21 protein-coding genes and 4 pseudogenes are annotated in these 21,987 nt (G+C 66.1%); 7 read left to right on the top strand and 18 right to left on the bottom strand.

What is annotated here, in order from left to right; all coding sequences use genetic code 11:
* Nucleotides 1-45: 45 nt before the first annotated feature.
* Nucleotides 46-570, bottom strand: a complete 525-nt coding sequence (locus tag B4U45_RS30685; RefSeq protein WP_442789573.1) for an acyl-CoA dehydrogenase family protein — start codon at nt 568-570, stop codon at nt 46-48.
* Nucleotides 565-1,359 (bottom strand): annotated as a pseudogene (locus tag B4U45_RS30690) (acyl-CoA dehydrogenase family protein); the annotation flags it as partial. The pseudogene B4U45_RS30690 and the gene B4U45_RS30685, both read right to left, overlap by 6 nt.
* Before the next feature lie 59 nt (nt 1,360-1,418).
* Here B4U45_RS30690 and B4U45_RS09790 point away from each other — a divergent pair.
* The 4 genes from B4U45_RS09790 to B4U45_RS09805 all read left to right on the top strand — a co-directional run bounded on the left by B4U45_RS09790 (nt 1,419) and on the right by B4U45_RS09805 (nt 5,152).
* Nucleotides 1,419-2,072, top strand: coding sequence for a TetR/AcrR family transcriptional regulator (locus B4U45_RS09790; protein WP_075546475.1), 654 nt, complete (start codon nt 1,419-1,421; stop codon nt 2,070-2,072).
* A gap of 163 nt (nt 2,073-2,235) precedes the next feature.
* Nucleotides 2,236-3,438, top strand: coding sequence for a cytochrome P450 (locus tag B4U45_RS09795; RefSeq protein ID WP_083154069.1), 1,203 nt, complete (start codon nt 2,236-2,238; stop codon nt 3,436-3,438).
* 23 nt (nt 3,439-3,461) lie between these two features.
* Nucleotides 3,462-4,301, top strand: coding sequence for a mycofactocin-coupled SDR family oxidoreductase (locus tag B4U45_RS09800; RefSeq protein ID WP_075546473.1), 840 nt, complete (start codon nt 3,462-3,464; stop codon nt 4,299-4,301).
* Nucleotides 4,302-4,312: 11 nt separating this feature from the next.
* Nucleotides 4,313-5,152, top strand: coding sequence for an SDR family NAD(P)-dependent oxidoreductase (locus tag B4U45_RS09805; RefSeq protein ID WP_075546472.1), 840 nt, complete (start codon nt 4,313-4,315; stop codon nt 5,150-5,152).
* 283 nt (nt 5,153-5,435) lie between these two features.
* On the opposite strand, the pseudogene B4U45_RS09810 reads toward B4U45_RS09805, so the two are convergent.
* The 9 genes and pseudogenes from B4U45_RS09810 to B4U45_RS09850 all read right to left on the bottom strand — a co-directional run bounded on the left by B4U45_RS09810 (nt 5,436) and on the right by B4U45_RS09850 (nt 15,201).
* A pseudogene (locus B4U45_RS09810) lies at nt 5,436-6,181 on the bottom strand (SDR family NAD(P)-dependent oxidoreductase).
* An 8-nt stretch (nt 6,182-6,189) separates the two neighbouring features.
* A complete protein-coding gene (locus B4U45_RS09815) occupies nt 6,190-8,637 on the bottom strand; it encodes a CaiB/BaiF CoA-transferase family protein (RefSeq protein WP_075546471.1) in 2,448 nt (815 codons plus the stop codon).
* On the bottom strand, nt 8,586-9,554 hold the full coding sequence (locus B4U45_RS09820; protein WP_075546470.1) for an enoyl-CoA hydratase/isomerase family protein: 969 nt from the start codon (nt 9,552-9,554) through the stop codon (nt 8,586-8,588). The genes B4U45_RS09815 and B4U45_RS09820 overlap by 52 nt, the downstream gene beginning before the upstream one ends.
* Before the next feature lie 2 nt (nt 9,555-9,556).
* Complete coding sequence (locus tag B4U45_RS09825) at nt 9,557-10,675, bottom strand: M24 family metallopeptidase (protein WP_075546469.1); 1,119 nt, start codon at nt 10,673-10,675, stop codon at nt 9,557-9,559.
* Nucleotides 10,665-11,885: a M24 family metallopeptidase gene (locus B4U45_RS09830; protein WP_075546468.1), complete on the bottom strand. Its 1,221-nt coding sequence runs from the start codon at nt 11,883-11,885 to the stop codon at nt 10,665-10,667. The genes B4U45_RS09825 and B4U45_RS09830 overlap by 11 nt, the downstream gene beginning before the upstream one ends.
* 2 nt (nt 11,886-11,887) lie before the next feature.
* Entirely contained in the window at nt 11,888-12,949 is a 1,062-nt protein-coding gene (locus B4U45_RS09835) for an amidohydrolase family protein (RefSeq protein ID WP_241780209.1), read from the bottom strand.
* 142 nt (nt 12,950-13,091) lie between these two features.
* Nucleotides 13,092-14,276, bottom strand: a complete 1,185-nt coding sequence (locus tag B4U45_RS09840) for a cytochrome P450 (protein ID WP_089025077.1) — start codon at nt 14,274-14,276, stop codon at nt 13,092-13,094.
* A 62-nt stretch (nt 14,277-14,338) separates the two neighbouring features.
* Nucleotides 14,339-14,533: a ferredoxin gene (locus B4U45_RS09845; protein WP_075546501.1), complete on the bottom strand. Its 195-nt coding sequence runs from the start codon at nt 14,531-14,533 to the stop codon at nt 14,339-14,341.
* A complete protein-coding gene (locus tag B4U45_RS09850; RefSeq protein ID WP_075546467.1) occupies nt 14,530-15,201 on the bottom strand; it encodes a TetR/AcrR family transcriptional regulator in 672 nt (223 codons plus the stop codon). Before B4U45_RS09850 ends, B4U45_RS09845 begins: the two co-directional genes overlap by 4 nt.
* A gap of 98 nt (nt 15,202-15,299) precedes the next feature.
* On the opposite strand from B4U45_RS09850, the gene B4U45_RS09855 reads away from it, so the two are divergent.
* Nucleotides 15,300-15,545: a hypothetical protein gene (locus tag B4U45_RS09855; RefSeq protein ID WP_075546466.1), complete on the top strand. Its 246-nt coding sequence runs from the start codon at nt 15,300-15,302 to the stop codon at nt 15,543-15,545.
* Nucleotides 15,532-15,927 (top strand): type II toxin-antitoxin system VapC family toxin, encoded by a 396-nt coding sequence (locus B4U45_RS09860; RefSeq protein ID WP_075546465.1) that lies wholly within the window; start codon nt 15,532-15,534, stop codon nt 15,925-15,927. Before B4U45_RS09855 ends, B4U45_RS09860 begins: the two co-directional genes overlap by 14 nt.
* On the opposite strand, the gene B4U45_RS30355 is transcribed toward B4U45_RS09860, so the two are convergent.
* The 3 genes from B4U45_RS30355 to B4U45_RS09875 all read right to left on the bottom strand — a co-directional run bounded on the left by B4U45_RS30355 (nt 15,860) and on the right by B4U45_RS09875 (nt 17,098).
* Entirely contained in the window at nt 15,860-16,252 is a 393-nt protein-coding gene (locus B4U45_RS30355; protein WP_371687265.1) for a cytochrome P450, read from the bottom strand. The two genes, B4U45_RS09860 and B4U45_RS30355, sit on opposite strands and share 68 nt — an antisense overlap.
* A 259-nt stretch (nt 16,253-16,511) precedes the next feature.
* Entirely contained in the window at nt 16,512-16,895 is a 384-nt protein-coding gene (locus B4U45_RS09870; RefSeq protein ID WP_075546464.1) for a type II toxin-antitoxin system death-on-curing family toxin, read from the bottom strand.
* Entirely contained in the window at nt 16,892-17,098 is a 207-nt protein-coding gene (locus tag B4U45_RS09875) for a CopG family transcriptional regulator (protein ID WP_075546463.1), read from the bottom strand. The genes B4U45_RS09870 and B4U45_RS09875 overlap by 4 nt, the downstream gene beginning before the upstream one ends.
* 99 nt (nt 17,099-17,197) lie before the next feature.
* Between B4U45_RS09875 and B4U45_RS09880 the strand changes: the two are divergent.
* Nucleotides 17,198-17,533 (top strand): annotated as a pseudogene (locus B4U45_RS09880) (nucleotidyl cyclase domain-containing protein); the annotation flags it as partial.
* 42 nt (nt 17,534-17,575) lie between these two features.
* Here the strand turns inward: B4U45_RS09880 and B4U45_RS09885 are convergent.
* The 4 genes and pseudogenes from B4U45_RS09885 to B4U45_RS09900 all read right to left on the bottom strand — a co-directional run bounded on the left by B4U45_RS09885 (nt 17,576) and on the right by B4U45_RS09900 (nt 21,949).
* On the bottom strand, nt 17,576-18,385 hold the full coding sequence (locus B4U45_RS09885; protein ID WP_219859384.1) for an SDR family NAD(P)-dependent oxidoreductase: 810 nt from the start codon (nt 18,383-18,385) through the stop codon (nt 17,576-17,578).
* A 32-nt stretch (nt 18,386-18,417) separates the two neighbouring features.
* Nucleotides 18,418-19,287, bottom strand: a complete 870-nt coding sequence (locus B4U45_RS09890) for a PPE family protein (RefSeq protein WP_082275343.1) — start codon at nt 19,285-19,287, stop codon at nt 18,418-18,420.
* A gap of 257 nt (nt 19,288-19,544) precedes the next feature.
* Nucleotides 19,545-20,747: pseudogene (locus tag B4U45_RS09895) on the bottom strand (MDR family MFS transporter); the annotation flags it as partial.
* Complete coding sequence (locus B4U45_RS09900; protein WP_244899359.1) at nt 20,747-21,949, bottom strand: PLP-dependent cysteine synthase family protein; 1,203 nt, start codon at nt 21,947-21,949, stop codon at nt 20,747-20,749. The gene B4U45_RS09900 and the pseudogene B4U45_RS09895, both read right to left, overlap by 1 nt.
* Nucleotides 21,950-21,987 lie beyond the last annotated feature (38 nt).

Raw genomic sequence — 21,987 nt, forward strand, 5'->3', positions numbered from 1 at the left:
AGCAACACAAGCCTGATCTGGATATACACAACCCCTCTAGGGTATCTATCCGCGCGGGAGTCCGAGGATGCGCTCGGCGATGATGTTTCGTTGGATTTCCGAAGTGCCGCCCGCGATGGTGCCGGCGAAGCTGCGCGCGTACCGGTCGAACCAGCTGCCGTAGTGGGCGTCGAGGTTCAGCGGCGCGAACGGGGCCGTCACCGAGGGGTGCACCAGCCCGTCGGCTCCGGCGGCGTTCAGCGCATCTTCCGAAGCACGCTGCAAGGCCTCCGAACCGAGCAGCTTGAGCACGGATTGGGCGGGCACATCGTCGTCCCCGCGCGCGGCCCGGGCCAGCGCCGCGGACCCCAGCAGCCGCATCGCGTGGGTGTCCATCACCAGGGTGGCGTAGCGATCGCGCTGCTGGACGTCCGTTGGAGCGAAGTCGATTGCCAACTCGCCCAACAGGTTTGCGTATCCCAGCCACAGCATGACGCGTTCGTGCCCCAGTGATCCGGTTGCCACTCGCCAGCCTTCGTTGAGCTGTCCCACCAGATTCTCGGCCGGTACCCGCACATCGGTGAAGAACACCTCGTTGAATTCGACGTCGTCGTGGCCGCACACCGACGGAAACGGTCGCCGCACCACACCTGGGGTATCCGTGGGAATCAGCAAGACACTGATGCCCTGGTGCTTCGGGGCGTGGGTATTGGTGCGCACGAACGTCAGCAACACGTCGGCGTCATGGGCGCCCGAAGTCCACACCTTTTGTCCGTTGACGACGAAGTGGTCACCATCGGACACCGCCCGCGTTGTCAATGACGCCAGATCCGAACCGGCGCCGGGTTCGCTCATGCCCAGCGACGCGGTCATCTCGGCGCGCAGGATCGGCACGGCCCAGCGCCGCTTCTGCTCCGGGGTCCCGAACGACAGCAACGATTCCGCGATGATGCCCACGCCCTGCGGGTTGAAGCTGCGATAGATGCGCCGCCGGGCCAATTCCTCCAAGTACACGTACTGCTGCAAGAGCGAGGCGTTGCGGCCGCCGAACTCCGGCGGATTGCCCGGCAGCAGCCATCCGTTGTCGAACAGCAGCCGCTGCCACCGGCGCGCCCACTCCGGAAGGTGCGCGCACGAACGCGGCCGCTGCGTGCCCGCGGCCTCGTCGGGCAGATGATGGTCGAGGAACGCGACGAATTCGCGGCGGAATGCTTCGACATCGGCATCAAAGGTCAGCTGCACGGCACTCCTGAACGCCCGCTCTCTTGATCGCGGTTCCCAAACACGCGGGTAAGAGAATAGTATTCTCGTCACGAGGAAGTTACAATCTCCAAGACATCGTCGACGAGCCCGTGAGGAGGTCGAGCGCAGCGATGCCACGGCGTTCTCCGGTACAGTCCAACCATGTTTTGTCCCCGCGGCAGCCGCCTGAGCCGCCCGTGACCAATCCCAGCGAAGAGCCAGCTTGGAAGCAGCGCGCCGTCGAGCGGTCCATCAAGACGGCGAAATTGCGGGCGGCACAGCGGGTTCAGCGTTTCCTGGACGCCGCGCAGGCGATCATCATCGAAAAGGGCAGCACGGATTTCACCGTCCAGGAAGTCGTGGACCGCTCGCGTCAGTCGTTGCGGAGCTTCTATCTACAGTTCGACGGCAAGCACGAGCTGCTGCTTGCGTTGTTCGAGGATGCGCTGAGCCGTTCGGCCGACCAGATCCGGGCCGCTACGGACGGACACACCGACCCACTGGAGCGGCTGAAAGTCGCCATCGAGCTGTTGTACGAGGCCTCCCGACCCGACCCAACGGCCCAGCGACCCCTGTTCACCGACTTCGCGCCACGCCTACTCGTTACGCATCCGGCCGAGGTCAAGATCGCTCATGCGCCCCTGCTGGCGTTGCTGACCGAGCTCATGGAAGACGCCGGTAAAGCCGGTCAGCTGCGGGTAGATGTCAATCCGCGGCGGATGGCCGCGATGACCATGCAGACCGTGATGTTCATTGCGCAGTCCAGCGGCGGCAAAGACGAGGCAACGGCCCATCCCATCACCGCCGAGGAGGTATGGGACTTCTGCTCACGCGGCTTCGCCGGCGCGTAGCGGTTCCGAATATCGCACCGGTCGTATCGCGCCAAGCTGTTGAGAACCTGATTCTCTCTAATTAAGAATTAGAAATAGCAGAAACGAATTCGGCGTTGACACCGGTCGGTGAATGATGACAGAGTTCAGATGCGGCACGAGTTCTGGCGAGAGGCGATAACCCGTGACAGTCACCGCAGCTAGCGACGTGCATTTCGATCCGTATGACGTAGCGCTCAACGCCGACCCCTATCCGATGTTCCGCCGGCTACGGGACGAGGCACCGCTGTACTACAACGCGCAACACGACTTCTATGCCCTGAGCAGGTTCGCCGACGTCGAACCGGCGATCGTCGACTATCAGACGTTCAGCTCGGCCAAGGGCGCGATCCTGGAAATCATCAAGGCCAATATCGAGATCCCGCCGGGCGTGCTGGTATTCGAGGACCCGCCCATTCACGACGTTCACCGTAAGTTGTTGTCGCGCATGTTCACCCCGCGCAAGATCAGCGATCTGGAACCGCAGATCCGCGAATTCTGTTCGCGCAGTCTGGATCCGCTGGTCGGAACCGGCAAATTCGACTTCGTCGCCGACCTCGGGGCGCAGATGCCGATGCGGGTCATCGGCATGCTGCTGGGCGTGCCCGAGGAAGACCAAGAAGCCGCACGCGATTTCGCCAACGCCCAACTGCGGACCGAAGCCGGCCAACCGATGAAGGCTTCCACCGACGGCATGGCCAGCGGCGACTTCTTCGCCCGCTACCTCGATTGGCGCGCCGAGCATCCCGCCAACGACATCATGACCGAACTACTCAACGTCGAATTCGAGGACGAGACCGCAACGGTGCGCCGGCTCAGACGCGACGAACTTCTCACCTATGTCAGCGTCGTGTCCGGTGCGGGCAACGAAACCACCACCCGGCTGATCGGCTGGGCGGGCAAAGTGCTGGCCGAGCATCCGGATCAGCGCCGCGCGCTCGTCGACGATCCGTCGTTGATTCCGCAGGCCGTCGAGGAGTTGCTGCGATACGAGCCGCCCGCTCCGCACGTGGCCAGATATGTGACCCGAGACGTCGAATACTACGGTCGGCAGGTGCCCAAGGGCAGCGTAATGATGATGCTCATCGGGTCGGCCAACCGCGACCACCGTCAATTCCCGCCCGACGGCGATGTTTTCGATATCCGGCGCGAGCCGCGTCAGCACCTGACGTTCAGTGTCGGGACCCACTACTGTCTGGGCTCGGCGCTGGCGCGGCTGGAGGGACGGATCGCCCTCGAGGAGATCCTGAAGCGCTTCCCCGAATGGGATGTGGACCTCGCCAGCGCGAAACTGTCCCCCACGTCGACAGTGCGGGGCTGGGAGACCATGCCGGCGATCATCGCCTGAGCTGCTTGAGAAATGGGGTAATCATGGCTGGACGTGTCGACGGGAAGGTCGCCTTCATCACCGGGGCGGCGCGGGGCCAGGGCCGCAGCCACGCGGTGCGATTGGCACAGGAAGGCGCCGACATCATCGCCGTCGACGTGTGCAAACCGATCGTCGCCAACACCACCATCCCGGCCTCGACTCCTGAGGACCTCGCCGAGACAGCCGATCTCGTCAAGGGTCACAACCGCAGAATCTTCACCGCCGAGGTCGACGTGCGCGACTACGACGCACTCAAGGCCGCGGTGGATACCGGCGTGGAACAGTTGGGCCGGCTGGACGTCATCGTGGCCAACGCCGGGATCGGTAACGGCGGCGACACCCTGGACCAGACCACCGAACACGACTGGCAGGAGATGATCGACGTCAACCTGTCGGGTGTCTGGAAGACGGTCAAAGCCGGTGTGCCCCATCTGATTGCCGGCGGCAACGGCGGTTCGATCATCCTGACCAGTTCGGTGGGCGGGCTGAAGGCCTACCCCCATTGCGGGAACTATGTGGCGGCCAAACATGGCGTGGTAGGCCTGATGCGGTCCTTCGCAGTCGAGTTGGGAAAGCACATGATCCGGGTCAACTCGGTGCATCCGACGCATGTGCGCACCCCGATGCTACATAACGAGGGCACCTTCAAGCTGTTCCGTCCGGACCTGGAGAATCCGGGTCCCGACGACATGGCGCCGATCTGTCAGATGTTCCACACGCTGCCGATTCCGTGGGTTGAGGCCGAGGACATCAGCAATGCCGTGCTGTTCCTGGCCTCCGACGAATCCCGGTACATCACCGGTGTCACCCTGCCCGTCGACGCGGGTGGTTGCCTCAAATAGGGTTGCGTCGTATGGACGGATCTACCGGATTTGCCGGGCGCGGGGCGGTCATCACCGGCGGGGCTAGCGGCATCGGTTTGGCCACGGCCACCGAGTTCGCCCGTCGCGGCGCGGCTGTCGTGCTGTCCGACATCGACAAACCCGGGCTCGAACAGGCCGTCGCGCACCTGCGTGCCGGTGGCTTCGAGGCGCACGGTGTGATGTGCGACGTCCGCCATCTGCGCGAAGTCACCCATCTCGCCGACGAAGCGTCCCGCCTACTGGACCGCGTCGACATCGTCTTCAGCAACGCCGGCATTGTGGTCGCGGGTCCGATCGCCGACATGACGCACGACGACTGGCGCTGGGTGATCGATATCGACCTGTGGGGCTCGATTCATGCCGTCGAGGCATTCCTGCCGGGGCTGCTCGAACATGGCGGTCACATCGTGTTCACCGCATCCTTTGCCGGGCTGGTGCCCAATGCCGGCCTCGGGGCGTATGGCGTTGCCAAGTATGGCGTCGTCAGCCTGGCCGAAACCCTGGCGCGCGAGGTCAAGGACCGCGGAGTCGGCGTTTCGGTGCTGTGCCCCATGGTGGTTGACACCAAACTGGTCTCCAACTCCGAACGAATCCGCGGTGCCGATTACGGGCTGGCGGCGGCGCCGGAAGTGACGGGGACAACCGGTTCGTTGCCGGCGCAGGATGACAGCCTCACCGTCGACGACGTCGCGCGGTTGACGGCCGACGCGATTGCGGCCAACCGGCTGTATGTGCTGCCGCACCAGGCCGCCCGGGCCTCCGTCCGCCGCAGGTTCGAGCGTATCGATCGAACCTTCGACGAGCAGGCCGCCGAGGGTTGGCGTTTTTAGCTTTAGCACCGCGTGGATCACATCGGCCACCACAGTCACTGCTGTCCGTTTGCGCCGTGCGCTGACGGCGTCGACTGTGCCGTCAGGGCGGGCCAAGCGTGATATTCCCGCCTTACGCGCACACCCAACGCCGTCGGCGCACACTTGATTGGAGGCATGACACACCACCCGGTGAGCACGAGCCCTCTCGGTGCTGCCCCACCACCGAGCTACCCGACTCATGCCCGGCAATGACACCACAAATCACATCGGATACCCCAAACCCCCAGTGACCCAACTGGCGTCACGATCCCAGCCAGTACTCACCGGTCTGCGGGTCTCGATACCAGCCGCCCGCGGCGTGCGTACCGCCGTCCACGTGCAGCGTTTCGCCGGTCAGGTAGCTCGACATGTCAGAGGCGAGAAACACTGCTACACCGGCGATTTCGTCGACACCTCCGGGACGCCCCAACGGCACCACGGTGCCGATGCCGGCCATCGCCGCGCCACCGCCGAGGCGCTCCAGGACTTCGGTCAGCGTGATATCCGGTGCGATCGCGTTGACTCGGATGCCGTGCGGCGCCAGTTCCACAGCCGCGGTCTTGGTGTAGCTGATCACACCTGCTTTGGCCGCGGCGTATACCGCATAACCGGGTGCGGCACGCACGCCTTCGATCGAGGTCACGTTGACGATGCGTGGCGTAAGTTGGCGCGGTAGAGCGCATCCCAGCCGTTTTCGCTGGTCTCCAGCAGCGGCGACGAGAACACGCCGCCGGCGTTGTTGACCACGATGCTCGCCGGCCCCAATTCGGCTTCGGTGCGCCGCAGTGCGGCGTCGACCTGGCCGCTGTCCCGGACATCGGTGATGATGCCCAGCACTCCGAGAGATCCTGCGGTCTGCGCGCATGTTTCCGGGCCGCGTTCCCAGATGGCCACCGAAGCGCCGAAGGCCGACAGACCGGCGGCGATACCGCGCCCGATCCCCGACCCGCCGCCGGTGACCACCGCGACGCGGCCGTTGAGCAGGATGTCCGACGGGTCAATCGCCATGGCACACGTCAGGTTGCCGAGTACATGGCCGGCGCCTGGCCGATCACGCCGTCGGCTTCCAATTCGGCGATCTCGGCGGCCGACAGGCCCAGTTCGGTCAGCAATTCGCGATTGTGCTGTCCCAGCAACGGCGCCGGCACGGTATGGAACCGGCAAGGCCCGCCGGAGAACCGCATCGGCATGCTGCTGAGCCTAATCGCGCCATTCACCGGGTGATCGATAACCTCGAAAAAACCGCGCGCGACCAGCTGCGCCAGCTCCGGCTGGCGGTGTGGCTGCATCACCTTGGCCACCGGCACACCGGCATCCCACAACGCCGCGACGATCGCCGCGCTGCTGCGCTGCCCGCACCATGCCACCAGATGAGCGTCGATCACATCCTCGCGGGCACGCCGGCCCCCGGTGGTCGCCAGCGCGGGGTCCGTTGCCCAGGAAGGTGATTCAAGTGCATTGCACAGGTGTTTCCACTGGTCGTCGGTAGCCACCGCGATGGCCACCCAGCTGTCGGGGCGGCCGAACTCGTCGATGTCTGCGGTGCGGTACAGGTTCTGCGGCGCCGCAGTCGGGCCGTGGTTGCCTGCTCGCTGCAGCACCGCGCCGTAGGCGGTGTATTCGATGATCTGCTCGGCGGCGATGCTCAGTGCCGCATCCACCATCGCCGCCTCCACCAGCACACCCTGGCCGGTGCGACGGCGGTGCTCGAGCGCTAGCAGCAACCCAATGACCGCGTGCACACCCGAATTGGGGTCACCGACGGAATACGGCTCGAACGGCGGAAGATCGGGATATCCGGTCAGCCAGCTGATTCCGGCCGCGGATTCGATGACATAGGCGAATGCCGGATTGTTCCGCCACGGTCCGTCGAGGCCGAACCCGGGCATGCGCAGCAGCACCGCATCGGGACGAATCGATTGGACGGTCGCGAAATCCAGGCCCATCTGGTCTATTACCCGGGGCGTGAAATTCTCCGCAATCACGTCACAGGTCGCGATAAGCCGATGCAGCACCTCTCGGCCGCGCGGGCTGCCCAGGTCCAGGGTGAGGTCCTTCTTGTTGGTGTTCAGTGCCGCGAAGATCGGCGACTTCTCCCACCACTGATCCTCGGTCACCGGGATGCCGGCGATGAGCCGGGTGCCGTCCGGGTGACGGGTGGACTCGATGTGGATGACCTCGGCGCCGAGCATGGCAAGGAAATGGGTACAGCACGGGCCGGCCCAGAAGGTCGTCATGTCGAGGACGCGAAGACCGCTGAGCGGCAACGCCGTTGGTGTATCGGTAGGCACCGGCTTGGGCGTCAGGCAGCCGGACCGGTAATGGTCGCCGTGTTGGTCCAACCGCGGTGCCGGTTCGGGCCGGCGAAGTTGCGCGGGCCACATCCGATACGGATGACCCGGCTGCAGGAATCCGTCGCGGGGATTGCTCACGAAGGAACCGCGTTCCCGGAAGTGGTCGAGTGACGCGATGTTTGCGCCATTGGCCACAGGTGCGTTGGGAATCCGGAACGCCGTGGCGAGTTCCCGGATTTCGTCGACCGGGTGACTGCGTACCCACGCGTAGATCTCGTCGGCGTGGACGTTGGCCTGTTCGGTGATCGACAGCGGCGACTCTTCGTCGATCCATTCGGGGTGACCGACCATAGCGCACAGGTCGAACCACTGCTGGGCGGTCCCACATCCAAGGTCCACCAACCCGTCTCGCGCCGGCGCCACCCCCGGCACGGTGAGCATGCGGGAGTCGCGCCAGGGCCGCCCCAGCATCTCGAAGTAGGTCACGGGATAGTAGGTCAGACCGAGGATCTGGGCTTCCAGCATCGACAAGTCGATCAGTTCGCCTGCCCCACTGCCGATCTGCCGAACACGGAACGCGAGGGTGGCAGCGCCCGCGTAAGCCCCGGCGAGGTATTCGCCGACCTGACCAGCGACGAACACCGGCGCCCGGTCCGGGACCCCGCGTCCCAAACCGACTATGCCGCCCGACCACGCCTGCAGTGTGAATTCGGTTGCGGGACGGTCGCGCCAGGGGCCCTGCAATCCGAAGGGGGTGATCGAGGTGACGACGAGGTGGGGATGGCGGCGATGCATCTCCTCGGGTCTGAAACGCGCGGCGACCCCCGAACCGGCTGACCACACCACCGCGTCAGCCGAGGCCAACAGCGTCTCGACCAAGTCGACGTCGGCCTCGCTGGCGGGATCGGCTACCACGCTGTGCTTGGCGCCGTTCAGGAAACTGAACAACGCCCCGTCGGCGCCCGGCTCGACGACGGCTCCCGAAGCCGACCAGCAACGCAGCGAATCACCTTCTGGTGGTTCGACTTTGATGACATCCGCGCCGCCGTCGGCCAACAGTTTGGTGCAGTAGGCGCCCGCGATACCGGTGGACAGCTCCACCACGGTGTAGCCCGCCACTAATCCTTCTTCTTCTTGCGGTTGGGGCGATCCTTCTTGCTCAGCCGCCATTCCGGGGGGAACCTGCTGTCGTTGTCCTTGACCGCAGTACCGATCCCCTGCTCGATGGCATCGTCGAGCATCAGGTCGTCGGTGTCGGCCCGCACACCGCTGCCCATCGATTCGAAGAAACCGCTGAGCAGGCTGCCCATATACTCCCCCTGAAACTGCTTCATGATCTCGAAGAACACCTTCTGCATGAAAACGGTGTCGTTGGGCCGGTTGCGCGCGCACGCCAGCGCGTACTTCGCCACCTCGGCTTCGAGTTGGTCGCGGGGCACCACGCTGTTGAGGAAGTTGCAGTCATACATCTCCGCGGCGGTGAAAGCCCGTCCGGTGAAAACCATCTCCTGAAACTTCCGGATGCCCATGGTCTGCGCCCACCACCACATCCGCGGACCCCACCCGTAGTAGCGAAACGACGGATGCCCGAAGAGCGCGTCGTCGCTGGAGATCACCAAATCAGCGTCGGCCGCCTGATAGAAGTGCCAGCCGTAGCAATAACCCTTGACCTCCAGGATGCTGATCTTCTTGAAATCCTGCAGACCACGGATCCCCGAGTTCGGGTTGGCATACCACTGGCTGACCGACGCGCCGTGGCGAAATGATCCCGGTGGCGGATACCGGACTTCGTCTGCCCCGATGCGGAATTCGGCAAGCCGCGGCCCCTGATCGGCCGAATTCATGACGTCCATGAATTCCTCGAGATCGGCGCCCGAACCGAGATCTTCCCCGGCACCGCGGATCACCAGCACCTTGACGTCGTCGTCGATGCTGGCGCGGTGCAGCAGGTCGGCGTAGCGCAACCGGGCGGCGATCGTCGGTGCGTTGAGGTGGCCAGGCCGGTCGAACGTGATGGTGGCGATGCGGGTCTTGGGGTCCTTGTCGTAGCGGATGACCTTTTCCACCGGTGGATCCGATTCGGCCATGGCTATGCCCGCCACATCGGGCTGGAGGTCAGCACTTCGGATCCGTCGGCGGTGATCAGCACGGCCTCGCGGCCGAACACCGCGCCGATCCCCGGTTCCCACACGTACCCCGTCACGGCAAGAACCATTCCCGGCTCCAATCGCTCGTCGGCTGCTGTCTGCGGTAGCTGTGCGGAGATGACCGGCGGGTCGAAGCCCATGCCCAGGCCCCGGGCGACGGGCATCGGCGGGTCCGGCTCCCCGGATGCGGCGTAGGCCGCCAGCAGTTCGCCGGCTCCGGCATCCGGCTGGCATGCCGCAATCAGCTTCTGCCACAGGGATTCCCAGCGTCGGTACAGAGCGGCGGAGGGGGCAGCACCGCCGGCCGGCCAGGTTCGGCCCACCTCGCCGATGTAGCCGCCGGCCAGCACCCCGGCCGCGAAGGCGACCAGGTCGCCGTCGTGCACGTGGCCGTCGCGACTCACCAGGCGCCACGGGTGATCGCGCGAAGTCACCCACACCACATCCTGATTCGACGGAGTGCTCACACCGCCGGCGGCCAGGGCTTCCAGCAGCACCCCGGCCAGGAGCTGTTCGCTCACCCCGGGTCGCAGCTCGGCGACCGCTGCGGCCAGGCCCGATTCGGCCACCGCGATGGCTTGACGCAGCGCGGCCACTTCCTCGCCGGTCTTGATCCGCCGGGCCGCGCGCATGGCCAGTTCGCCGTCCACCAGCTCAGCCTGGGGAAAGGCCGCCGGCAACAGGCGGGCGAAAACCGGTGACAGCGCATCGGTTCCGACACGACGCGCGGTCGCGGCACCCCCGATGCGCTGTAACGCCGCAATGGTGTTGGCCGGATTCCAGGAGATGCCATACAGGTTCTCGTGCGGGATGTCGTCGGGGACGCCTTCGTCCCAGGTGCTGAGCAGATGAACGGCACCGGTGGCGCGCACCAGCACACAGGTCGGGCCGAACGGGCGGGTCCCGGCGACCCACAGTTGCGGTGTGCCCGAGACATACCGGACATTGGCCTGGCGCCCGAGAACCAGCACATCGAGGTCGTGCGCGGCCATCTGCTCCAGCGCCCGTTGCCGGCGTCCCGAACGCAGCGCCCGGTCGTCGGGCAGGACTTCAGCCGGCATACGGGTCGTAGGGGTAGTCGGTCAACCGGGTCGAGCCTTCCTCGGTGATCACCAGCACCTCTTCGCTACGGTAGCCGCCGGTGCCGTCCTCCCACACCACCGGCTCCAGAACCAGCACCATGCCGGGTTGCAGGACGAAGCTTTCGTCGAATGCGTCGCCGAGATCGGTTCCGATCATCGGCATTTCGGCGGCATTGACGCCAATCCCATGGCCCAGGTAAAAGTGCGGCAGCCAGGGCCGGGCGCCGCCGTTGGCTTCCGTTGCGGCTCGGCCCAGCTCGGCGGCGGTGGCTCCGGCGCGGGCCACGCCCACCACCGCGGCCATGATGTCGCGCCATCGGTCGAACTGTGCCTGCTGCCGCGGCGCCGGGTCACGCCCGACGATCCAGGTCCGCCCGAAGTCCGAGCAATAACCCCGGTAGGTGATGCTGACGTCGGTCCACAGCACATCACCGGCGCGCAGTTCCCGCTCGGTGGTGAGCAGCGGCAGCGCCAAGTCGCCGTGGGTGGTCCAGACTCCCTCGGCCCTGCTCGGCGGCATCACCTGCCAGATCGGTTCGAGCATGCTGGCGGTGGCACCCAACTCGAAAGCCCGGCGCAGAAACCGTGCGGACAAATCGATTTGGCGTACGCCGGGCGCCAGTGCGTGGTGGACTTCGACCATCGCCTCGTCGGTGATCCGGACGGCGGTGCGGATGCACGCCAATTCGTCGCGAGTCTTGACCACCTTCGCGGCGCCGACGACGGCGCTGGCATCCTCAGGAAACCCATTGGGGAACAATGTTCCCCGGGCTCGTGACATGGCGCCGGTCAGTTCGTCGACCGCTATCGTCGCGCCGCTGTGGATCATGCCGGCCAGCACGCGGGCGAAAATCTGGACGCCTTCGTCGAATTCGAGATAGACCGGCCCGTGCAAATGATCGGCCGGCAACTCCGACTCCTGGGAAGCGCCGGCACGGTACGGCAGAAAAAGATGCGGCCACTCGTCGTCGCCGAGCACCACCGCCACCGGCCGCTCGACGTAGGACAGCCCGGCGTCCCCGAGGGGCCAACTGGTGCCGGTGGCGTAGCCGACGGCGCTGTTGCCGAGCAGGATCAGCGCGTCAATTCCGCGTTCGGCCATCGCCGTGCGCAGCCGGGCACCGGTTTCCCGGCGCATCCGGGCCAGATCCGGGGTGTCGGGAATCTGCAACTGCGCGAGCGTCGTCACCGTTACAGGCCCAGGAATTCGCTGATATTGCCGCTGACGATCCGCGCCGCGTTGGCCGGCCCGACGGCTTGCACCACGGCCGCCAGTGATTTCTCGGAATAGCCGTAGGTGCTTTCGTTGTGCGGGTAGTCCGACGACCACATGACCTTGTCGATGCCGATCCGGTCGATCAACTCCAGCCCCAGCGGGTCGACCATGAACGAGGCGCTCATGTGCCGGTCCCAGTAGTAGCCGATGTCGTGCTCCAGCGGCCGGTTGAACATGTGCCGGTAGGACGCGACCAGGTGCTCAGCGTCCTGCAGTGCCCAGGGCACCCAGGCGATGCCGCCTTCGAACCAGCCGATCCGCAACCCCGGATGCCGGTCCAGGATGCCGCCGAAGATGTACTTGGCGAACGTTTCCCGGAAGCCGTCGATGTTGATCATCATCCCGACGACCACGCTGTTGAACTCGCACGGACTCTTCGGCGGCGTCTCGCCGATATGGTGGCTGATCGGAACTCCGGATTCCTCGATCTCGTCCCACACCGCGCTCATGGCGGTGCTGGCATAGTCGATCGGATTGCCGTCGTCGTCCTTGCCCGGGTTGAGCGGCATCAGAAACGTCCTGAGCCCCAACGACTTCAGCTCGGCCAGGGTGCGCCGCGTTCCCTCCGGATCCCACCAGTTGATCAGCCCGGCGCCGTAGAAATGCCCACCCGAGCGCTCTTGCAGATCCGCGATGTACTCGTTGTAGATGCGGAACGCCAGCTCGCGAAGTTTCTTGTCCGGGTAGTGAAACAGCGCCAGGACGGCGTTGGGGAACGCCAGCTCCTTGTCGACGCCGTCGTCGTGTAGCTCTTCGATCCGGGCCTCGATGTTTGTGCTGGCCGCCCCGGGCAGGTCGTCGTACTGCATGAGTACCGCGCTGAAGTCGCCCGGCAGGAACGACTGGCCATTGCGCCCCACCTGATATGCGCCGTCCTCGTACCAGATGCGCGGCGCCTTGTCCTTCAGGTCATCCGGGAAGCGCTCGTAGAAGATGTCCGCGGCCAACGAGATGTGGTTGTCCGCGGAAAATACCACGGTGCCTTCAGGTAGACCAGGGTCGGTGTCCACGACATGCCCACGCCGATCTTTGGGTGCCCCAAAGCCTTCGGGCGGGTAGAGCGACAGTGTGCTGGTTCGAGCCGACATCATTGGCCCTCCGTTCGGATTGCGGTAGTGGTCACCAGGTGACCGGCAGTTCGTAGACGCCGTAGGCGAGCCGGTCGTGTTTGAACGGGACGTCTTCGACGGGGATGGCTAGCGCGAGTGTGGGGATGCGCCGCAACAAGGTTCGGTACACGATCTGCAGTTCGGCGCGGGCCAGCTGCTGACCCACGCACTGGTGCCGGCCGTACCCGAACGCCACGTTGCGGTCGGCTCCGGAGCGGTGCAGGTACAGCCGGTCCGGTTCGGTGAATGTGTGCCGATCCCAGTTCGCGGGCGCCAGGTCGATGATGATGCCCTCACCGGCGCGGATGGTTTCTCCGGCAATGTGGATGTCTGCGAGCGCAACCCGACGCTGGCCGTTCTGGATGATGCTGAGATAGCGCAGCAATTCCTCGACCGCGTTGGAGACGACCTGCGGGTCGTCGGCGTCGCGCAGGATGGCCGCCTGGTCGGGATGTTCCAGCAGCGCAAGCACACCGAGGCCGATCATGTTCGCGGTGGTCTCGTGCCCGGCGATCAGCAACCCGGTACTCAACTGAGCGGCTTCTTTGACGCTGAGCTCGCCGGCCTTGACCCGCTCGGCCAGATCGGTAACCGCGTCTTGGGCTGGGTCGTCTATTTTGGCTTCGACCAGCCGGGCCAGGTACGTGTGCAGGCTCATCGCCCCTTTGGCGGTGTCCTCGCCGGTGGCATAGCGCGCCAGGCCGACCGTCGCGTGATGCTGGAACATCTCCGCGTCCTCGTAGGGCACCCCCAGCAGCTGGCTGATCACCAGCGACGGCACCGGCAACGCGAGGGCCGCCACGAGATCGGCCGGCTTGGGACCGGCCAGCATCGCGTCGAGGTGGTCGTCGGTGATCTGCTGGATGGTCGGGCGCAGCCCCTCAACCCGCTTGAAGGTGAACGGTTTTGACAACATCCGCCGAAACCGGGTGTGTTCTTCGCCGTCGGAAGTGAACACCGATCTGGGGCGTTTGTGGACCGTCGACAGCATGCCGGCGTTCCAGTGCGGAAAGCCGGGAAGCCGGTCGTCGACGCTGACCCGTGAATCCGAAAAAAGTTCGCGCACTTGCTCGTAGCCGGTGATGAGCCACGGCGTGCTGCGGTCCCAGATCCGGACCCGCGACAGCGGCCCGGCTTTGGCCAGCGCCATCACGTCCGGCGGCGGCGCGAATGGGCACCGTGGGGCGCGGGGCATCGGATAGTCAGGGATCTCCGCGGCCGCCTCGGGGGGGCTACTGGCGAGTGGGTGCGACACGGTCACTCCTCAATGCGGATGGCCATTGCCGGGCAGGCGGCGGCGGCTTTGCGGGCGGCTTCGGCGCGCTCGGCGGGCGGGTGCGCGGTGAGCAGGACGACGACGCCGTCCTCGTCGCACTGGTCGAACACCTCGGGCGCATGCATGACGCAGTTCCCGGACGAGGCGCAAAAATTTTGGTCCACGCTCACTTTCATCTGCCGGCCCCCCACTCGGGCGATGTCACCGGGGCCAGCCACAGGCCCACGATCGCGTCGATGAGTGCGCTAGCCGCGGCCCGCCAGGAGGGCCGGGGCGTCGAAGTGCCCGTCGCCAACGCACGTTCGAGATCAGCGCAGGTGTGCATCAACAGGTTTCGGGCCATCAGGTTGCGCTGGTAGCGGATGTCGACCGGCAGCTCGGGCAAGCAGCCGTTGATGCCGTCGATCACCCGAACCAGCGACGGCGAGCTCAGCGCGTTCTTGACGACGATGTTGTGGTAGGCCGGATCGGTCATCGCCTGCGCGGCGAACCGGGCATACCACGTGGGATTGCCCAGAGCCTCAAGGTGTTCGGTGAGCGGGCATACCAGGCAGGCGACCCAATCGCGCATGTCGGCAGTCTCGTCCAACTCGGCCACCATCTGCTCGCGAAGCCGTTCGACCGGCAGGCGATGCTTCTGCTCGATGGCACGCACCAAGTCGGCCTTGGTCCCGAAGTGATAGCCGACCGCGGCGTTGTTGCCCTGCCCGGCGGCCTCGCTGACCTGCCGGTTGGACACCGCGAACACGCCGTGCTCGGCGAACAGCCGCTCGGCGGCCGCCAGGATCGCCTCCTGTGTGGAACTCGCCCGCTCGCCGCGAACGGCCCTCCCGACGGTGGTCACATCGCCCAGTCAACCGCTCGGCCGGCAGTTAAGTCAAGCGATTGATTTAGCTGTGGATTTGCATCAGATCATGCGATATCGCATGACATAATGCAGCTGTGCCTAAGACGGTTCAAATACGCGACATCGACGACGAGGTGTACGCAGCCTTGGTGCGGCGTGCCGCGGCAGAGGGCATCACGGTGCCCGAGCTACTGCGCCGCGAGGCCGCTCGGCTGGCGGCCCGGCCGTCGGTCACCCAGTGGCTGGCACGCACCGGGCGGCGGCCCTCGGAGATATCCACGGCCGAGGTGCTGGCGACGCTGGACGAGTGGCGCGGCGAGTGGCCCGATGCTGGTCGTTGACGCTTCCTGCCTGTTCGAGGTCGTCGCGGACACACCGCGGGCGAGTGAGATCTCGACCCGCCTGGCGTCCGACACCGACCAGGTAGCGCCGCACGTGATCGACGTCGAGGTGATGGCAGTGATCCGCGCTCAACACCTGCGGGGGCGCATGGACGGAACGGCCGCCGCGCAGGCCCTCGCTGATCTGCGTGACTGGCCCGGCGAACGATTCGGGCACCGCTGGTTGCTGGAGCGGGCGTGGCAACTGCGGAACTCGGTACGCGGATGGGACGCGTTCTACGTGGCACTGGCGGAGGCGTTCGACGCGACGCTGCTCACGCTCGACGCTCGACTCGCCCGTGCGCACGGGCCGTGTTGCCGGATCGAGGTCCTCGGTCGCTAGCGGGAGTATCGCGTGGTCCGCAACGGTGTGCCTGCGGTATGCGACGGGTGATGACTGTCAATGCCTCGGCCAGTTCGATTCTGGCCAGCTGCGCACCGAGGCAACAGTGCATGCCACCGCCGAAGGTCAGCGTCGGCGCCGGGCCCTGCCGGGTGACGTCGAGCCGCTCAGGGTCGGCGTAGACCGCCGGGTCACGATTGGCCGCGCACCAAAGCGATCGGTTACCGGACCTACCTCCTTTTCGGAGCAGCAAAGGCGCTGCGCCATCGCATGGGAGTGGCGCGATCCAAGGTCTACGACGCCGGCTACCAGGATTCGGTGGCATACGGCGTTGGGCGACAACGCCTTTGATGCTGGCGGCCGAGAGTGCGGCATTGTCCAAGGAGGAGGCGATCGCCTATGCGCAGCGGGGTCGTGGTGAGCGGCCGCGGCCGGCCAACGGGTGGGAATCGCTGACACCCCCGGAACTCGACGTTCGTGCGGCTGGTCGCGCACCGTGCAGGCCCACCTCACTCACGTCTACACCAAACTCGGCCTGACTTCTCGCGTGCAGCTGTCTCGGCAGGCAGCCCGCCGCGGTTGACTCAGCCCTCCTCGTAGCTCCATGCGCGTAGTTGTTCGGCCATCTTGGGAAGGTCGGGCAATGCGCCCGTCGCGACCTGGATGACGAATTCGAAGCGGTCATCCTCGGGGGCGCTGATCCACTGGCCGTTGATGGCGAGCAAAGTCCGGCAGGCCGTCCACGCCAGTCGCTTGTTTCCATCCACCAGCGCGTGGTTCCGCGCCAGGGAGTGCAGCAGCGCGGCGGCCTTGAGATGCAGACTCGGGTAGGCATCTTGACCGAACACCGACGCGCGGGGGCGCGCCAGAGCCGATTCAAGCAAGCCGTAATCCCCGACCACGACATCCGCGCCGACAGCCTCGTGGGCAATGTCGAGCAGATCGTCGAGGTCCAGGTACTCGGTCATGCGTCCTTAAGGCGCCGCAGGACCTCGGCCTCCTCCCGCACCACGCGCTGCAGAGCCGCAGCAACCTTCGCCTTGTGCGTGCGCCGCGCAATGTATTCGTCGATGGCCGACAGTGCCACGGCCTGCATCGACCGTCCTTCCGCGGCCGCCTGCCGGCGCAGCGCTTCAGCCTGCTCAGCACTGGTGCGTAGCGTCATCCCCATGACGGCATGATACCTGATTGATACCACAGGTTTGGTCGCCATCTGAGCCCGCGAAATCCGCACCGGGGATTCGCCCTGGCGGACTGGAGTGAGCCGGGTATGAGCACCTTGCCGACCGGAACGGTGACGTTGCTGTTGGCCGATGTCGAGGGATCGACCCACCTGTGGGAAACCCAGCCGGAGCAGACGGCGGCGGCGATCGTCCAACTCGATCGCACCCTCGCCGGACTCATCGCCGATCACGACGCGGTACGTCCGGTCGAGCAGGGCGAGGGCGACAGCTTCGTGATCGCGTTCAACCGTGCCAGCGATGCACTCGGATGTGCGCTGGCGCTGCAGCGCGCCCCGCTGGCCCCGCTGCGGCTGACCTCCGGGGTGCAGCTCGCCCAAGAAGCGGCCCGCCATAGCCATGCACCCGCCACACCTTCGCCCAACGTGTACTGACTGCGACAATTCCGCGAAATATTCGCAGTGGCTTCACGTTCGGCGCGCGGATCGAATCACCTTGCCCGCCACCGTCCCGCCGTCCACCGGGAGCACGGTGCCGGTGACATAGCGGGACCGCTCGCCGGCGAAATACAACACCGCCTCCGCGATGTCCTCGGGCGTGCCCTCGCGCTTCAGCGGCCGGTCGTCCCGCATGGTCTGGCGAATCGCCGCCTCGTACCGCTCGGTTTCGTCTCGACTCATCCCCGCCGCCGACGACGCCAATAACGGCGTGGGTATGTTGCCGGGCGCGATGGCGTTGACTCGAATTTCGTAGTGCGCCAACTCGATTGCCGCTGATTTGGTGAACTGGATGACGGCCGCCTTGGACGCGCGGTAGGTCATCACGCCGCCGCCGGCCTGGATGCCGCCAATCGAGGTGAGGTTGACGATGGATCCGCCGCCGTGAGCGGCCATGTGCCGGGCGGCATCGCGGGTGCCCGCCATGACCCCCAGGACATTGACGGCCATGACCCGGTGGAAATCGGCCAGGTCGTCGTCGAGGAATCGGCGGTGCATGGTTCCGGAGACACCGGCGTTGTTCACCATGATGTGCACGCCGCCGAAGGGGTCGACGGCGGCTGCCCCCACCGCCGCGACCTGTCCGGGATCGGAGACGTCGGTGCGCCGGAACATGGTTTCCGACCCCAGGCGGGCCGCCAGCTCCTGGCCCAGGTCCGCTTGGACGTCGGCGATGACCACCCGCGCGCCCTCGTCCACAAAACGCTCCACCGTGGCACGGCCGATACCGGATGCCCCACCGGTGACGACGGCTACCTTGCCGGCCAGTTCGTTGACCACACGACGAGTTAATCGGCGCGCGCCGCCTTAAGTCAAGCAGTTGATTTAGCGGTGAAGCTCAGCCCGGTTGTGCCGAACGCGGCCGCACCCCAACTGCGCGGCACCGACAACCTGCCGATCAAAGCGGCGCGACTCCAGGCCGCCGACACCACCGGCCGAGATGAGCCGGACATGTTGGTAGCCATCGGCGCCGGCGGCCCGCTCGACGTCATGGCCAGCGGGCCACTGATCGCCGCCACGAAAGCGCTCACCGGCGACGGGAAAGGCTTGAGCCGCAGCATGTTCGCGATCGTCGAAGCGGCCGACACCGACTGCGCCGGCCGCCCGAGGCTGCGTAGCGCAGCAGGCACTTGGGCCATCGTTTGGGCCAACATACCGGGCGTGCCTGCGTCGTCGTCCCACGCCAGGAAGCCGGGCGCGCTCTCACCCAGTGTGGGCGGCGCCAACGGCGTCAGGGTCACCGCCGATGCCGAAGCGTTGGCATAGCGATACATCGCACAGGCGTCCTGGGCCCACATTTCGCCGTAGTCGGCCTCGAGAGCCGCGATGCCGGGTGTGTCCTGAGCGGTCGCGTTTGCGCCGATCAGCGATGCCAGCCGAGCGCGGTTGGCGGCTATCACCGGCGGCGGCACCGTGGCGGCGAAGGCGTTTTCGAAGGCGCAGGCAGCCGCCCGGGCCTGGCCCGCGATCTGTTCGGCCGCTGCGGCTGTACCGGTCAACCAACGCAGGTAGGGCGCAACCGCGGCAGCCATCGAGTCCGACGCCGCGCCCCGCCACCCGTCGTCGGTCAATGCCGAAGTGATCGAACCGACGGACGCGGCAGTGCCGTATAGGTCGTCAGCCAGTTTGTCCCAGGCCGCCGCGGCGCGTAGCAGCGGCTCCGACCGAGGACCCGCATACATTCTCGCTGACGTGATCTCGGGTGGTAGTGCTCCAAAATCCACCTCGCCGCACCTCCGGGTCGCCGCCTGGCTTCGGAATGGCCGATTTCCGAACCAACGTCAGTTACCTTGGCGCTCTTCATAACCGCCGGCCGCGCGGTGTCGACGAGCTGGCGCGAGGTTCGGCCGGGATCGTTATCGGACCTACTGTCAATCGTGATGTCAGAGCCCGGCAGCGCCCGAAAGGAAGGCGGGGTGGGGCGCCGCTGCGAAGATCTGTCCAGCGCGTAGAGCCCGGCGACGGTCGCGAGTCCGACGAGAATCAAACCGCCCCACACGGCATCGGCGTTCACCCGGTGCAGCGCGCTCCACAGCGAGCCGACGCCCAGGTTTCCCAGCAGGATGCCGACTCCCACGATGGTGCTGTAGAACCCGTAGTGAGTCGCCACCAACCGGTCATCCGACAATGCCACCACGGTCCGCATTTCGAACGGAAACAACGCCGCCGAGGCGACCGCGAGCAGACTCGCCGACAGCAAGAATGCCGTGACCGCTGCGACGGTACCGAACCGTTCGACGTCCGGGACCACCGCGAGCGGTACGAACGCCGCACCCAGGATGATGGCCCCGATAACCAGGCTGCGTCCGGCACTCCAGCGTGCGGCGAACCATCGGGTGATGCGCAGCTGCCCGGCGACCGCGACCACCCCCGACACCGCGAACATTGTCGCCACCAGCAGAGATTGGTGGCGTGGCGCCAGCACCGACGCTTGCATGGGGAGGGCCAGGTAGATCTGGAATGACAGCAGATAGGCGCCGGTCATGGCCGCGGCGAAGCACCAGAACGCTCGGTTGCGGACAACCGTCCGCCAGCCCTGCCGAATTGAGGTCTTCTCGTATTCGGGGTCGGCCGACGGCCGCGGCAGCGCCAGCAGCTGGGCCACCGTCAGCGCGGCGAACACTACCGCGGCACCCAGCACGGTCATCCGGAAGTCCAATGCCAGCAACGCCAATCCCACCAGCGGGCCGAGCAGGATGCCCGCCTGGTAGAAGATGTTGAACATCGCGAAGGCTTCGATCTTCCGGTCGCCGGAGTCGACGGCGAGGTAGGCGCGCACCGCCGGGTTGAACAGTGCCCCGGCGAAACCGGTTGCGGCCGAGGCGATCAGCACGGTGGGCAGGGACTGCGCGAACACCAGCATGGCGAACCCGCCGGTACGGATCAGACAGCCGGCCACGATCAGCGGCTTATAGCCGAATCGGTCCGCCAGGGTGCCGCCCACGAAGAACATGCCCTGCTGGGAGAAGTTGCGCACCCCCATCACCAAACCGACCGCCCACGCGGCCAGCCCCAGCGGACCGGCAAGGTAGTCAGCCAGGTACGGCATCAGCATGTAGAAGCCGACGTTGATGCCGAACTGGTTGATCATCAGCAGCTGGCTGGGCCGGTTGAAGCTGCGGAATTGGGTGAGAAATCCCATCACGCCGGCACCCGGTTCGGGTCCACCACCGAGGTGGTGCGGGTCCAGCGGGTCACGACCGCAGCCGACGGCGAGGCGATCTCGTCGGGATCGGCGGCGGGCCGGTCACCGAGCAGCCCGTGCTCGTCGCAATAGTCGTCGTTGTAGATCGTGTCGAAATAACGGTTGGGGCCGTCGGGAAACACCGCGGCGATCGTGGTGCCCGACGGCAAGGTGCGCGCGGCCCATCCGGCGACCAGACCAACAGCCCCGACACTCCAACCGCCGCTGGCGTAGTGGGTGGCGGCCAGATTGCGGCAGGCCCAGACGGCTTCGGCCGGCGCAACCCAGTGGATCTCGTTGAATGCGGCGTAGTCGACGTTGCGCGGATAGATGCTCGAACCCAGGCCGCGCATCAGCCTGCTGGTGGCGGGCTGGCCGAAGATCGTCGACCCGATGGTGTCGACGCCGATCAACCGCATATCCGGATTGAACTCTCGCAATCCCCTTGCCACGCCGGCAGAATGGCCTCCGGTGCCCACCGAGCACACCAGCACGTCGACCCGCCCCAGCTGGGCGATCAACTCCAGCGCCAGGGGCCGGTAGGCGGCGACGTTGTCGGGGTTGCTGTACTGGTTCGGATTCCAGGCGGCGGGGTCGGCGGCCAGCAGCTGCGCGACCCGATCTTTGCGGGCCTGCTGCCATCCGCCGACCGGGTGCGGCTCGGCGACCATGTCGACGCGGGCACCGTAGGCGGTGAGCATGCGCGCGATAATCGGTTCCAGGCCCGGGTCGGTGACCAGGGTGACCGGGTGCCGGTATGCGTTGCCGGCCAGCGCTAGACCCAATCCCAATGTGCCGCTGGTTGATTCGATGATCGCGGCACCTGGCGCGAGGTCGCCGCGAGCGCGGGCGCGTTCCACCATGTGCATGGCGGGCCGGTCTTTCATGCCGCCGGGGTTGAATCCTTCGAGCTTGGCCCAGAATCCACGGTCGGCGCTGCCGACCGGCCCGTCGCTTCCCGCTATCCACAGCACCGGAGTGTTGCCGACCATGGTGCCGGGCTGACGGTTACGGCTTGGCGGGAGCTGGTAACGCCGCGGGATGGCACGGTAACGATCCCGGTTCTGTCGCCGTACGGAGGTGAGATGCGAGCGGTTGGGTCGCACAACGCGTGAGTTGTTCAGGTGGGCGGGATTTTCCACGGGCATGTTGAGGTTCATGGTGTCGTCGCTTCGGTCTCGAGCCGCCGATCAAGTGC

The organism is Mycobacterium persicum (assembly GCF_002086915.1).
In the GTDB taxonomy this organism is placed as follows: domain Bacteria; phylum Actinomycetota; class Actinomycetes; order Mycobacteriales; family Mycobacteriaceae; genus Mycobacterium; species Mycobacterium persicum.